At 68.4% G+C, this 14,371-nt stretch carries 10 protein-coding genes; 2 read left to right on the top strand and 8 right to left on the bottom strand.

The window, feature by feature from the left end; all coding sequences use genetic code 11:
* Position 1 precedes the first annotated feature (1 nt).
* Entirely contained in the window at positions 2-1,150 is a 1,149-nt protein-coding gene (locus BJ997_RS17615; protein ID WP_052542373.1) for a methyltransferase, read from the bottom strand.
* Between the two features lie 235 nt (positions 1,151-1,385).
* Between BJ997_RS17615 and BJ997_RS17610 the strand changes: the two genes are divergently transcribed.
* Positions 1,386-1,793, top strand: coding sequence for a hypothetical protein (locus BJ997_RS17610; protein ID WP_052542372.1), 408 nt, complete (start codon positions 1,386-1,388; stop codon positions 1,791-1,793).
* Here BJ997_RS17610 and acs read toward each other — a convergent pair.
* The 4 genes from acs to BJ997_RS17590 are packed head-to-tail and all read right to left on the bottom strand — an operon-like array spanning position 1,786 to position 6,733.
* Positions 1,786-3,813, bottom strand: a complete 2,028-nt coding sequence (gene acs, locus BJ997_RS17605; protein WP_183323644.1) for an acetate--CoA ligase — start codon at positions 3,811-3,813, stop codon at positions 1,786-1,788. The two genes, BJ997_RS17610 and acs, sit on opposite strands and share 8 nt — an antisense overlap.
* Positions 3,814-3,816: 3 nt before the next feature.
* Positions 3,817-4,743, bottom strand: a complete 927-nt coding sequence (locus tag BJ997_RS17600) for an ABC transporter permease (protein WP_084141795.1) — start codon at positions 4,741-4,743, stop codon at positions 3,817-3,819.
* A gap of 17 nt (positions 4,744-4,760) precedes the next feature.
* Positions 4,761-5,798 carry an aliphatic sulfonate ABC transporter substrate-binding protein gene (locus BJ997_RS17595; protein ID WP_035840389.1) on the bottom strand — a complete coding sequence of 346 codons (1,038 nt, stop codon included), beginning with the start codon at positions 5,796-5,798 and terminating at the stop codon, positions 4,761-4,763.
* A gap of 38 nt (positions 5,799-5,836) precedes the next feature.
* Positions 5,837-6,733: an ABC transporter ATP-binding protein gene (locus BJ997_RS17590; protein ID WP_052542770.1), complete on the bottom strand. Its 897-nt coding sequence runs from the start codon at positions 6,731-6,733 to the stop codon at positions 5,837-5,839.
* Between the two features lie 93 nt (positions 6,734-6,826).
* Between BJ997_RS17590 and BJ997_RS17585 the strand changes: the two genes are divergently transcribed.
* Positions 6,827-7,690: an SDR family oxidoreductase gene (locus tag BJ997_RS17585; RefSeq protein WP_035840392.1), complete on the top strand. Its 864-nt coding sequence runs from the start codon at positions 6,827-6,829 to the stop codon at positions 7,688-7,690.
* A gap of 8 nt (positions 7,691-7,698) precedes the next feature.
* On the opposite strand, the gene mmsB is transcribed toward BJ997_RS17585, so the two are convergent.
* From mmsB to BJ997_RS17570, 3 genes are all read right to left on the bottom strand, one after another.
* Positions 7,699-8,610 (bottom strand): 3-hydroxyisobutyrate dehydrogenase, encoded by a 912-nt coding sequence (mmsB, locus tag BJ997_RS17580; protein WP_035840394.1) that lies wholly within the window; start codon positions 8,608-8,610, stop codon positions 7,699-7,701.
* A 72-nt stretch (positions 8,611-8,682) separates the two neighbouring features.
* Entirely contained in the window at positions 8,683-13,362 is a 4,680-nt protein-coding gene (locus BJ997_RS17575) for an SCO7613 C-terminal domain-containing membrane protein (RefSeq protein ID WP_183323642.1), read from the bottom strand.
* Between the two features lie 117 nt (positions 13,363-13,479).
* Positions 13,480-14,295, bottom strand: a complete 816-nt coding sequence (locus tag BJ997_RS17570) for an alpha/beta fold hydrolase (RefSeq protein ID WP_152602231.1) — start codon at positions 14,293-14,295, stop codon at positions 13,480-13,482.
* Positions 14,296-14,371 lie beyond the last annotated feature (76 nt).

Raw genomic sequence — 14,371 nt, 5'->3', positions numbered from 1 at the left:
GCTAGACCAACGCGCTCAGGCGCCAGAGCGATGTGACCTCGGCGGAGCGCGCGGCGTGCAGGGGATCGGTCTTGTCGAAGGCCCGCGCATGCTCGGGGCGGGTGTCCAGGCGAGCCACGACAACGAGCCCGGCGTCTTCGATCATGTCGAGAAGTTGACCGCGCGAGCGAAGGCCCAGTCGCTCGGCGATGTCCGAGATGATGAGCCAGCCCTCCCCGCCGGGTTCGAGGTGGTCGGCGAGGCCGGAGAGAAAGCCGCGCAGCATGCGGCTGTCCGGGTCGTACACGGCGAAGTCGGTCGAGGTGACGGCGGGCGCAGGAATCCATGGGGGGTTGCACACCACAAGCTGGGCTCGCCCGGCGGGGAACAGGTCGGCCTCCACGATGTCGACCCTGCCGCCGTAGCCGAGCCGGGTTACGTTCTCCCGGGCGCAGGCGAGCGCGCGGGAGTCCTGGTCGGTGCCGACCACGCGCTGAACACCGCGGCTGGCGAGAATGGCCGAGAGCACCCCGGTGCCGGTTCCGATGTCGAAGGCGAGTGCGGTGCCGGGCAGCGGAGCCGTGTTTACGAGGTCGAGATACTCGCCGCGAATGGGCGAGAACACTCCGTAGTGCGGGTGGATGCGCTCGCCAAGGGCCGCGATCTCCACGCCCTTCGTGCGCCATTCATGCGCGCCGATCACACCCATCAGCTCCCGCAGTGCCACAACCGAGTCGACGGATGCCGCGCCGTAGGTCTCCAGGCAGGCCTGCCGCACATCGGGCGCCCGTCGCAGCGGCACAGCGAAGTCGGCGTCGAGAGGGATCAGCAGCAGACCGAGCAGGTGAGCTCGTCGCACGGCCTCCGTGCGGTGTCGGCGGAAGGCCGCCGTCAGGTCACGGTCCCTGCCTCGCTGCCCTCTGTCGACGCGGCGGGCGAGCGCGCTCAGCAGCTGGCGGGCGTTGTGAAAGTCACCGCGCCACAACATACCGGTGCCGGATGCCGCGAGCCGGTAGGCCGCATCGGCCGTCAGACTGTCGTCGGCCAGCACCACGCGTTTCGGCGGTTCCCAGCCGCTCTCTGATCGCCACAGCGCCGAATGCTCGGCCCCGTCTTCCTGCCAGCGGATGAGGCGTGCCTCGGCGAACGTGGCGGGTTTCGTGCTCGACATTGCGGTGACTCCTGTTACTTGGCGCGTAAGTCGAGTATCTCACTCGGGTTGCGTCGAACGTCCTCAGGGCAGCAACGTCATGCCGGCGCCATCCGGACAGCGCGCATCGTGCAGTTTCAGACTTCGGTGCAGGCAACGGCCGGCGCAAACAACTGCAGCAGCGGACGGGAGCAGATGCGCGCCACCGAAGCCGATAACATTTAGTCACAGGAACTCACAGGGATATCGATTACGGATGGCGGGCGTGTTGGACGGAAACTCGATGGCCGGCATCATCAGCGAGATCCTGACGCTCGTGGGCCTTGCTGCTGGAGTGCCGCTGTTGATCACGGGGCTCATCGTGCGCGGGGTCAGTCATCGCTGGGTCAAAACGGATGGCGTGATCGCCGTGTCCAAGTCCGGAACGGTCATTCGCTGGTTCGATGGTGAGGGCGACGTGCACGCCGGACACCAGAACACCCATGAGTCGCAGGGCCTCGTGCCGGGCGACGACATCCCAGTCTGGTTTGTGCCGCGCTCGCCGGACCGCTGCCGCACGGACGATCCGAGCCACGATGGGCGGGCGTTGCGCCTGACCGGGCTCATCCTCGTGGGCGTGGGGGTCATAGCCGCTATCTTCGGCTTTGTCCTGATGTTCATATAGCGGCCGCCACGATCTCGGCGATCCGGCGCGGGGCGCTCTCCTCCTGCAGCGACGAGACATCCCCGAGCGGTCGACCGTCCACAATATCGCCGAGCAGCCGACGCATGATTTTGCCCGAGCGGGTCTTGGGCAGGTCCGGCACCAGGAATACGTCGCGGGGCTTCGCGATGGCGCCGATCTCGTGGGTGATGTGTGCGCGCAGGAGCGGCGCGAGCTCGGCCCGCAGGTCAAGCCAAGCCTGAACACTTTCGGCGTCCTGCGGGGACACGGCCGGGATGACGAAGGCGGCGATGCCCTCGCCAGTGGTCGGATCGCTCACGCCCACCACACCGGCCTCGCCGACAGCGGGGTGCGCCACGAGCGCCGATTCGATCTCGATGGTCGAGAGCCGGTGCCCTGACACGTTGATCACGTCGTCGACCCGGCCGAGCAGCCAGATGTCGCCGTCGTCGTCGTATTTCGCGCCGTCGCCCGAGAAGAAGTAGCCCTGCTCGGCGAAACGCGCCCAGTAGGAGTCGCGGTAGCGCTCCGGGTTGCCCCACACCGTGCGGGCGAGTCCCGGCCACATGCCGTCGATCACGAGGTACCCGCCGGAACCATACGGCACCTGCCGCCCGGCGTCGTCGACCACGAGCGTGCTGAGGCCGGGAATGGCCCGCAGGGCCGAACCGGGCTTGAGGGTGCTCACACCCGGCAGCGGCGACATGATGGTGGCCCCGGTCTCGGACTGCCACCAGGTGTCGACGATGGGCGCGCTGCCTGCACCGAAATTCTCCCGGAACCACACCCAGGCTTCCGGGTTGATCGCCTCACCCACGGTGCCGAGCAAGCGGATGCTGGACAGGTCGAATTCGCTCGGCCAGCCGTTCGGAAACCACGTCATGAACGTCCGGATCAGGGTCGGTGCCGTGTAATACGTGGTCACGCCGTACCGTTGGATGATCTCAAGATGCCGTCCGGGATGCGGCGTGTTGAGTGTGCCCTCGTAGATCACCGACGTTGTGCCGTTTGAGAGCGGGCCGTAGTGCACGTAGGTGTGCGCCGTGACCCACGCGAGGTCGGCGGTGCACCAGTGCACGTCGGTCTCCTTGGCGTCGAACACGGCCCAGTGGCTCCAACTGGCGTGAACGAGGTAGCCGCCGCTCGTATGCACCAGGCCCTTGGGCTTGCCGGTCGTGCCCGACGTGTAGATGATGAACAGCGGAGTTTCGGCGTCGAAGTATCCCGGAACGTGAATTTCGGACGCGGGGTCGACGACGTCGTGCCACCACACGTCGCGGCCCGCGGTCCAAGGGACGTCGGGAGTTTCGTCTCCGGTGCGGCGCACCACGAGCACGTGCTCGATCGAACTCACCCCGGCCACGGCCTCATCTGCGGCGGCCTTCACGGGCACAGCCTTGCCGCGACGGTATTGGCCGTCGGTGGTCACGAGAAGCTTCGCTCCGGTGTCTTCGACCCGGAAGCGCAGGGCTTCCGCGGAGAAGCCGCCGAATACAAGGGAGTGGATGGCGCCGATGCGGGCGATGGCGAGGGTGATGATGATGGTCTCGGGAATCACCGGCAGGTAGAGCACCACGCGGTCACCCTGCACGATGCCGAGGTCGGTCAGTGCGTTCGCGGCCCGGTTCACCTCGCGTTCGAGGTCGGCATACGAGATCGTGCGCCGGTCGCCGGGCTCGCCCTCGAAGTGGAACGCCACCTTGTCGCCCCTGCCCGCGGTCACATGGCGGTCGACGCAGTTCACGGCCACGTTGAGCTTTCCGCCGGCGAACCATTCCGCTTTCGGAATGGACAGCACGCCGTCGGCGTCGGGGAGAGCCGGTTGCCACGTGTGGGCGGTGTGCCAGGGCTCCTGCCACTCGAGACGGGCCGCCTGCTCTGTCCAGAACGCGATCGGGTCGGCGGCCGCGCGCTCCCACCAGCTCGCGTCGACGTTCGCCTGCGCGGCGAACCCCGCCGGGGCCGGATACGTGCGCGTCTCAGTAAGCAGGTTGCGGATGGTGTGCTGGGTGTCAGTCATAGTTCAGGCCCATTTCTTGTTGGCCCACGTCTCGAAGACGCCCACGAGGGCATCCGTCAGCTTGCCGAGAACGGCGAGCATGATGATGGCGAGGAAGATCCGGTCGATGCGTCCGTTGTTCTGCGATTCGATGAGCAGAAAGCCGAGCCCCATCGACGACGCGATGAGCTCAGCCGCCACCAGGAACAACCACGCCTGGGCGAGTGCGAGCCGCAGCCCGGAGATGACCGAGGGGATGACGGCGGGCAACTGAACCACGAGGAAGAGCTTCAGGCCGTTGAGCCCGAACGCGCGCCCCGCCTCGACGAGCTGCCGGTCGACGTGTCTGAGTGACGAAGCGACGGTGGTGTACACGGGGAAGAACGCGCCGATGGCAATCAGGGTGATCTTGGAATCTTCCTGGATGCCGAGCCAGAGCAGCAGCAGCGGAATCCAGGCGAGCGAGGGAACGGCGCGAATGGCGCCGAGGGTCGGGGCGAAGAAGGCGTCCGAGGCCTTGGACAGGCCGACCAGGGCACCGAACGCGAGGCCGAGCACCGAGCCGATGGCGAAGCCCACGAGCACGCGCTGGGTGGAAATTGCCGCATACTGCCCGAGCAACCCGCGCTGCGCCAGGTCGAGCCCGGCCGCCCCCACCATCTCGGGAGACGGCAATTGGGCGGTGCTGACCAATCCCAGTGCGGTGGAGAGCTGCCAGACGAGGAGCAGAATCAACGGCAGCACCGCCCCCGCTGTCACTCGGAACCAGCGACGCGCGGTGAGCGGATGCCGTCCGCTGCGGCTCTGCTCGCGCCGTTCGGATCGCTCGGTGCGAGCCGCCACCTCGGGCCTAGCCCTCACCGCGGCAGTCGGCGCGACGAGCTCGCCAGGCGCGCCGAGCAGCCCGACGCGCGCCGACTCGCTCGTGGTGATGGTGTCCCGGTTCGGCATCTGCCCTCTCCTGCGGCTTACTTGACGATGGTCGGGTCGGCCTGGGTGGCGAACTCGTCGTTGATGATGGTGTCCAGGGCGGCGTCGACCGTGGCCTGGTCGATCACGTCGCCGATGGCCACGAACGTGGGGCCGATCTTCTCGAGCACGCTCAGCTGAGCGTCACCGGGCACGTTGTCCACGTCGAGGTTGCTGCGCTCGGTGATGACAGTCGTGGCCACCGCCAAGTCGAGGCCGGCTACCGTGGAGAGGATCTGCGCGGTCTCCTCGGGGTTGGCGAGGGCCCAGGCGCGGGCGTGCTCGTAGACGCTGACCACGGTCTGCGCCACATCGGGCTTCTCGGCGATGAACGCCTCGGTGGCGTTCAGAAAGCCATAGCTGTTGAAGTCCACGTTGCGGTACACCAGCGTGGCTCCGGCCCCCTCGGCGCCGGCCATGATCGGGTCCAGCCCGGCCCAGGCGTCTACCGAGCCGGACTGCAGGGCCGACCAGCCGTCCGCGTGCTGCAGGTTTTGAACTGTCACGTCGTCCTGCGTGAGGCCCTCGGCCTCGAGCGCCTGCAACAGGAAGAAGTACGGGTCGGTTCCCTTGGTGGCGGCGATCTGCTTGCCCTTCAGATCGGCCACCGACGTGATTGAGGAGCCGGCAGGCACGGCCAGGGCTGCCCACTCCGGCTGGGAAAAGATGTCGATTACCTGGATGGGCGAACCATTCGACCGGGCCAGCAGCGCGGCGGAGCCCGCGGTGGAACCCACATCGATGGCGCCCGCCCGCAGTGCTTCGTTGGCCTTGTTGGAACCGGCGGACTGCACCCAGTTCACGGCCACGCCCTGCTCGGCGAGGGCGTCTTCGAGCCAGCCCTTCTCCTTGATCACGAGGGAGAGCGGGTTGTAGGTGGCGAAGTCGATGTTGAGGGTGCCGCCCTCGGTGACGGATCCGGCTGCAGCAGGCTCGGCGGCAGGCGTGTTCTCACCCGCGACGCACCCCGTCAGGAGCAGAGCGGCCGCGGTGGCGCCGGCGATGAGCGCCGTCGTGACGAATCGTCGTGTGGTCATGACTGTCTCCTGTGTGGTGCGTGCGGGCAGTTGGTGAACTAGAAAGGGAAGAGGGGGATGGTGCTCGTGGCGGCGATACCCCGTGCTGCGCCGTGTCGGTCGATGCCGAGTCCGGCGAGAAGGCGACCGCGCAGTTCGGCGAGTTCGGCAGAGCCGCGGTCGCGGGGTCGTGCGCCGGGCACCACGAGCTGCTGCACGATGGTGGCGCCGGTGCGACGGCCCGAACTGTCATCGATGTCGTCGTCGGCGCCGAGCAGGATGATGCGGTCGGCGAGTTGCAGGGCCTCATCCACGTCGTGGGTCACCAGCAGGATCGTGGTGGGGGCGGCCGCGTGCACGTCGAGCAGAAGATCCTGCATTTGCAGGCGGGTGAGGGCGTCGAGGGCGCCGAAGGGTTCGTCGAGCAGAAGCACACCGGGGTTTCGGGCGAGTGCCCTGGCCAGGGATGCGCGCTGGGCCATGCCCCCTGATACCGCGCGGGGTCGGTGCTCCGCGAAGGCGGTGAGTCCCACGAGTTCGAGAAGTTCGGCGACCCGGGCGCGGCCCGCTGCCGGCGGTGTGCCGGCGGGCAGGCCGAGGCTCACGTTGGCGGCCAGGGTGCGCCAGGGCAGAAGCCGGGGTTCTTGGAACCCCACGGCGCAACGGGCGTCGATGCCGGCAACCCGGGTGCCGTCGATCTGCACGGATCCGGAACTGGCGTGGTCAAGCCCGCCGGCGATTCGCAGCAGAGTCGACTTGCCGCATCCGCTCGTTCCGAGGATGGCGATGACCTCGCCGGGCCGTACGGTGAGGGACACGTCGCGCAGCACTGGATACGAGGTGAAGGAACGGCCGACACCCTCGAATTCAACGGTGAACGCGGTGTTGGCTGATGCGGCCGACGGTGCCTCGGTGGTTGACGCAGCCCGGGTGCGGGGGACTGGGGTGCGTGCCATGATTGTGACGCTACCGAAGGTGGGTGGGCCCCCGCCGAAAATTGCGAAACCAAACGTAACAGTATGCGGCGCAGAAGTTGGGAAGATGGGTACATGAGTCGAACCGTCGCTGGAGCACGTGTGTTGATTACCGGGGCCGCCAGGGGCATGGGGCGCCTGTACGCCGAACGGGCGGTGGCCGAGGGGGCGAAGGCCGTGATCCTGTGGGACAGGGACGCCGCAGCGCTCGCGTCGACGGCCGCCGCGTTGAACGAGCGCGCTGAACCCGGAACGCTCGTCGCGCCATTCGTGGTGGACATCGCCGACCTGGGCGCGATCGCGCAGACCGCCCAACGTGTGCGCACGGAGGTGGGCGACCCCGACATCGTGATCAACAATGCCGGAATCATTCGCGGCAAGTTCTTCTGGGACCATGACAACGGCGACGACATCCGTCCCACCATGAAGATCAATTCCCTCGCGCCCATGTACATCGCGCGGGAATTCCTGCCGCACATGATGACGAACGGCACGCGCGAGGCCCGCATCGTGAATATTGCCTCGGCCGCCGGCACCCTGTCCAATCCGCGGATGAGCGTCTACGCGGCGTCGAAGGCGGCCCTGATCGGCTGGAGCGACTCGCTTCGCCTCGAACTCGCCCAGCAGGGGTACGGTCAGGTCAAGGTGACCACGGTGTGCCCGAGCTATATCTCCACCGGTATGTTCGACGGTGCCCGCGGCCCCCTGTTCACCCCGCTCATGACGCCGGAATATGTCGTCGACCGGGTGTGGCGGGCGATGCTCGCCGGCCGACCTCTGCTCATGATGCCGTGGACCGTCGGGCTGGCCAAGGCGCTCCGTGGCGCCCTGCCCCTGCCGCTCTGGGATGGAGTGGCCGGGGCATTCGGCGTCTACCGTTCAATGGACGACTGGGTGGGACGCGAGACACTAGCCCCCCAGGAAATCCAGCTCGACTAGACCCCGAACTACAGCGCCGCCGTGCGCTGCTCCAGGGTGCCGTCAACGAGTTCCACGATCATCGAGCAGTCCTTGCCGCCCTGGCCGGCATCGACCATTCGCTGGAAGAACTGCTGCACGTGCTCGCCGATCTCAAGCGGAGTGTCGGTGGCCTGCGCGGCGGAGACGGCCAGCCCGATGTCCTTCTTGGCCAGCTCGGCCGTGAACGTGGGCGCGAAGTCGTTGTTGGCGGCCGAGGTCGGCACGACTCCGGGGATGGGGTACCAGGTGCGCAGGGCCCAGCTGTCACCCGAGGACACGGAGGCGATGTTCCAGAACACCTGCTTGTCAAGGCCGAGCCTGTCGGCCAGTACGGCGCCTTCCGAGACCCCGGCGAGGTTGATAAACAGCATGAGGTTGTTGCAGATTTTCGCGGCCTGGCCGGTGGTAGCGCCCCCGGTGGGAATGATGTTGGCCGACATCGGCCCGATGAACACACTGGCATCGGCCACAGCGCCGGCCTCGCCGCCGATCATGAACGTGAGGGTTCCGGCCTGCGCTCCGGTCATGCCCCCGGAGACCGGGGCATCCACGAATCGGAATCCGGCGGTTGCCGCCGCTGTGTGCAGCGCCTGGGCGGATTCAATGTCGATTGTCGAGGAATCGATCAGCAGAGTGCCGACCGCGACCGAGGCCAGAATCCCCTCGTCGCCGAGGTACACCGCACGGGCGTGTTCGCCCTTGGGCAGCATCGTGAAGACCACATCGGCGCCCGCCACGGCATCCGCAATGCTCGTGGCGACGGTGACGCCGGCCGCTGCGGCCGCTTCGAGGGCGGTGCTGCTGAGATCGAATCCGCGCACCTCATGTCCGGCCTTCACGAGGTTCGCCGTCATAGGTCCGCCCATGTTTCCCAGGCCGATCCATCCAATTACCGCCATGATTCAAGCTCCCTTGCTTCTGCGGGCAGAGCACGCCCCGCCGTCCCACACTCTCAGGTGCGGGCGCGACGGTCAACGCATCGCGGAGATCTTCAGCGCGATGGACGTGAAATTCCGGATGCGTTGTTCGTACCGCGCAGCGAGCACGATCAGCAGGATTCCCCCCGCGCCGAGCCAGAGCCACCACGGGACAGCCCCGTAGGCCAGTGAGATCCACGGCCACAGCTGGGCCAGACCGTGGATGAGGAGCACAACGGCACCGATCACGAACGGAGCTTGCAGGCGCTGCGCGACCCCGACCACGAGCACGATCACGGCCACCACACCCAGTGCGACGATGCGCCACAGGGCGCTGTCGCCCAGATCGAACAGGAGTGACGGCCCGAGCAGCAGGAGCAGGCCGGGTGCCAACCAGCGCCAACTGCGCGACGTCGCATTGCGCTCGAGATGCAACCAGCCAGACCCGAGCACGGCCAGCGCGAGGGGCACAGTTACGATCTCGACGGGGTCTGGCACCGCGTACAGCAGGCCCGCGAGGACGGCGAAGCCGCCGATGCCTACGGCGATCCAACCCAGCTGTCGTCCTTCGGTGCTGCGGTCCAGCCAGAACAGGGCCAGACGCAGCGCGGCGCAGAGCCAGACAACGAAAATCACCCGCGTGGCGGCGAGCGGCGTGAAGTCCAAGGTCGCCAGCTCGGTGATCGCGAGGCCGATCAGGGCTCCGGCGATCAGGGCGTAGCCGATTCGAATGCCGGTGGCGCCGCCGGGCCGGGCAGCGGATGTCGCCGCCTGCGCCCGTCGATGGGCGACAATCAGTCCCGCCCCGGCGGCGCTGATCAGCAGGACCGCTGGCAGCAACCAGGCTTCCAGTCGACCGGTGGGGCTGCCCGCGAGCAGGGGGGAAATTCGGGCGATTGCGGTGACCGCGACCGCGAGTACGCCGACGCCACAGAATGGCCAGGCGAAGTGGGCCCAGCGTTGGCGAGTGGTCAGGACCGCGCCCGCGATGGCGAGTGTTCCGCCCGTGAGCAGGAGCGCAAGCGGGCGCAGCACGCTGCCGTCGCCGGCGATGACGGCGCTCGGCAGCAGCGCGATCAGGAGTCCGACGGTCACAATGATGCGGTGTGTGTCGGCGGCCGACACCGTGCGACCCAGTTGGCCGAGCACGAGCGCCAGGCCGACGGGCACAGTGACGAGTTCGACCGGATCGACGGCGTCGACGTACAGGGCAGCGAACGCGGCCACTCCGGCGAGTCCGATGCTCGACCACGCGATCACGGCGCCGAGCGGTGCGCGGGGTCGTCGAAGAGCGAGAACGTGTACGCCGCTGAGCCCGATCACGAGCAGCGCGGCGCGCACGGCCAGAAGCGTCGCATCGGCGGCAGGCGGGGCGGCGACCAGGGTGGCCAGTTCCGCGGCGGCGACCAGCGCAAGCGCCCCGAGCACGAGCACCCGGCTGGCGGTCGCGCGCAGCGCCGCATCCGCAGCATGGCGCTGCCCGGCGAGCAGGAACGCCGCCACGATGGCAAAGGAACACGGGAGCAGCAGCCACAGCTCGAGCCGTCCGTCGGGTATTCCCGACTCGTCGAGCACACTCCTTACCCGGCCGGCGGCAGTCACGAACAGTCCGATGCCGCCGGCGCCACCGACGGCGGCGAGGTACGCGGAGCGGGGCGGGGTCCAGCGGATGGCGGTGGCGCTCAGAAGCAGAACAGCCGAGATCACGCCCACGGCGATGGGCCGCACGAGCGAGCCGGACTGGCCCACAACGGCCAGCGGCACGAGCGCGACCGCGAGGCCCACAAACGTGAGCAGGCCGGCCACCGAACTCGCAGCCTCGGCCCGAGGCACGCGGCCGAAGCGGCGAACGAGGGCTGCGGTCACCAGCAGTAATCCGGCGACGGGCAGCACGTACGGCTCAATGGCCTCCGTGCCGCTGCCGGACAGGCCCAGCCAGAGGCCAGCCGTGGCGAGAACTATCGCGAGCCAGCCGAAGTGCCGTCGCGCCGAGTAGGAGGAGAAAAGCCCGTCGGGAGCTACCGCCACGACGAGGGCCACGAGCCCGGCCATCAGAAGCGCGAGCCAGGCGAGCGGCCGGTCGGTGGCCACGCTCACGAACAGGCTCGGGATGAGGATGAGGGCCGCCCCGACCTCGAGGGCCGGCCGTGCACGGTCCGTTCCACGGGCCAGCGCGAGGCCGCAAATCGCGAGAGCAACGAGGGGTGCGACAAGACCCGCGAAGGCGGCCGGGGCATCCGTTGCCGTGGCGAGCCCCGCGACCAGCAGCAACAGCGTGGGGGCGAGGGCCACGGCCGCGATGAGTCGTGGCCAACGGAGGGCGCCGTCACCCGGAGCGCGAAATACCCAGATCGCTGCGGCTGCGGCGAGCAGGGCCGCGACCAGCACGGCGGCCGGCGGATCGCCCAGCAACAGCGTCGCGCGCTCCTCGCTCGTGAGACGGCCCGCGAACGTTGCTACGGGTACGAAGGCGAGAATCGCGGTGGGCAGCAGCAGCGTGTAGAACGCCCAGCATCGCTCGGTGTCGGAAAGCACCCGCGCTGAGCACAGGGCGAAGAGAAGCTGGAACATGCCCGCCGCCAGCGCAAGTCCCACCACCACGTTGATCGCGGTGGAGTTGTACGACGGGTTCTCGCCCAGGGTGAGTGCCCACGGTGCGATCCCGGCGGCGCTCACGGCGAACAGCAGGGCGCCCGACAGCACGATACCTCGCGCGACCTGCCCGCTGTGGGCGTCGAACAGGAGGCGAGCGATGCCGAGCACGGCCACCACGGTGAGAGTGCCCACCCACCAGGTAGCACTGCTCGCCCAACTGATCAGATAGGCGCACGTCGTGGCCGCGATGAGCAGAACGACAATCGTCATGCGAATCGGACCGAGTGCGTGCGAACCCGCGCGCGAACGCAGCAACGCGGCGAGGGCGAGGGCGCCGACCAGCACGTAGAGCCCCAGCACAAGCCACAGCGCCCCGGCGAACGGCACAGCCACCACGACGATCGCCAGGGCAAGCCACGAGATGAAGGGCCGCCGCGTGCGGAGCAGGCCGCCTCGCCACCAGAACAGCCCGGCGAGTGCTCCCGTGGCGGCAAGGGTGAGCAGCGCCCACCAGTTGTCCATTGACGGCTCGGCCACGGGGCTGCCGTTTCCGGTGAGGCCAGTCGCGAGAGCCGTGCCGAACGGCCAGAGTGCAAAGCCGACGACAGGGAACGCTGAAGAGGTGGCCAGCAGCGCGGCAGTCGCTGCGGACGCGAGCACCGCACGACGCTCGGGGGACGCGACCCGGAGGCGTCGGCCGACGAATTCGAGGGTGAGTGCCAGAGTGACGGCCAGCAGCACGGGTGCCGTCAGGAGCAGCGGCAGGCTTGCCGCGCGGGCTGCCACGACCGGCGCGATCGAGCAGGCGGCTGCGGTGGCGAGCACAGCGCAGCCGTAGGCGAAGAATCGGTAGATCGCTGCCGTGGAACCCGGTGGGGGCGTGGCCGTCAGTACGGCGACCACGTGCAGCACCGCCACACACGCGACCGCTCCGAGGCCCCACAGCGGGGCGAGGGTGCTCGCCGGCTGCATGAGTGACGCGGTTACGGTGGCCGACACGAGCGCGAGGGAGCCGAGGGCGACAAGTGCCATCCGCTCCGGCACGCGGTCGACTGACGGCCAGCGGCCGGCTGCTTCCGGCGGGCTCGACGGAAGCGTCACCCGGTGCAGGAGGGTGCCGGCCGCCGCCGCGAGGAAGGCGAGGAAGAGGCGTGTCGGGTCTGAGAGTGCGGACGCGAGCCCGGCGGCGAGTAAGCCGAGGCCGAGTGTGGCGAACAGGAAACCGGCCACGCTCCCCACGCGCAGACGGGAGAGCGCGTGCCAGACGAAGAACAGTGCGCTGCAGGCGCACAGGGCGATTCCCCAGTAGAGAAGAACGTCGGCCGAGGCGAGCCCGAAAAGATTGTTCTGGCGCACAGCCCAGGCGTCGAGCAGCACAAGCACCACGGCCAGCGCGCCGATGCCCTCGGCGGTCGCCACGAGCCGCTTTCTCCGCAGAACGGCCGCGAGCGTGAGAGCGGCGAGTGTGAGCACCACGCCGATCAGGGAACGCACGGCGAGGCCGGCGAAGAGCCACGCGAGAGTGAGGAAGAACACGGCGGCTACCGCCACGAGCAGCACGCCCACCAGCAGCATGAGAATTTGCACGCTCGACCGCTTGGGTCGATCCTGGCCGATCGAGCCGATCGAGCCGATCGAGCCGATCGAGCCGCTGGGGAGCGCCGCACTGGACGGGAGAAGCGGGCCGGTGCCAGGACGCGCCGCAGGTGGTTCGACCGTTGGCAGGAGCGGGATCAACGCCGGTCGCATGACGGGCGCTTCGGGCTTAACGTCACGGGGTGGGACCGGTGGGACTGGTAGGACCGGGGGGACCGTGGCGGTGTCCCGCTGGTCGGTTGAGGCGGGGCTCGCCGCAACAGCCTTCGCTGCCTGATCGAAGGCCTGGTCGCTGTCGTAGCGGATGCGGCCGATCAGGGCGACGCGTCGGTCGAGACTCGCCGCGGCATCCAGTGAAACGGTCAGCAGCTCGGTCGCGGCCGGATGCGCGAGATCCAGACCGCAGGTACCGCACACGGAGCCCGTGAGGATCCTTTGGCAGGCGGGACAGCGCGTCGTATCGGTGAGGTCAGCGGCCATCCGGGGCCAGGACACTCGCCCTGCCTGCTCGGTGAAGAATGCGTCGGAGTCAGTGCCTGTCATCGTCTACCCCCTGATTCGCCCTGTGACAACAGGTTACGTGCCTCATCGGGGCCACGGGCGCGCACAGAGGAAGTGGGGGAATGCCTGCACTCAGTACGGATTGTGGAGGACCTCGCGTCAGAGACCGTTTCTGGCCAACCAGCTGATGAGCACGCGTTGGAACTCGGCCGGGTGCTCGACGCTTGGTAGGTGAGCCGTGTCGCGGAACGTGCAGCCGCTCGCCTGTGGCATGACCTCGAGCAGGTATTCATACTCGGCCAGCGCGGGTGTGAGGTCGTATTCGCCCACGGTGATGAGCGCGGGCGCAGCGATCTCGATCACGCGGTCGACGGCCGGCGGGTCGAGGGGGAGGGGCACGGGACGCTCCGCGGCCCTTGCCACGTTGTCGAGGGTGAAGCCGGTGGCCGTGCGCACGAAGTCGGCGTCGAGATCGTTCTCGTCGCGCAGTGGTCCGACGGCCCAGAGGGCCACCTCGAGTCGGGCCAGACGCTCGGAGTCGTTGGTTGTGAAGGCCTCGTCGAGCGCATCGAAGAGGGCATCTTCGGCGTCGGAGAGCTGAATCTCGGGGAATCCACTGGGGCCGCCACCGATTGAAACGATTCCCATCACCCGATTCGGGCTCTCGAGGGCGATGTCGAGCGCGATGGTTCCGCCACGCCCGCAGCCAATCAAGGTGGCAGTTTCGACGCCGAGGTGGTCGAGCAGGTCCAGGGTGTCGGCCCGGTTGGAAAACTGCACGTTCTCGCTCTCGGTTTTTCCGAAACCGCGCGCGTCGAACCGGATCACGAAGTGGTGGGCAGCGAGGGCGGCTACCTGCGGGTCCCACATGCGCAAGTGCGCGATCGGCGAGTGCAGCAGCACCAGCGCCGGCGCAGACACGTGACCGGCCGTCTCGTAGTAAAGAGCTGCTCCGGGAACGTCGAGATGAGGCATGGTGCGAGCGTAGTCGTGCGCCGTGTGCCCGGTATAGCCCCCGCCTGGCCCGTACCGGAGGGTCAGGCCGGCGGCC

This window comes from Cryobacterium roopkundense, assembly GCF_014200405.1.
Taxonomy (GTDB): Bacteria; Actinomycetota; Actinomycetes; order Actinomycetales; family Microbacteriaceae; genus Cryobacterium; species Cryobacterium roopkundense.
The sequence above is the reverse complement of the archived record's forward strand: the minus strand, read 5'-3'. Positions and strand labels throughout refer to the sequence as shown.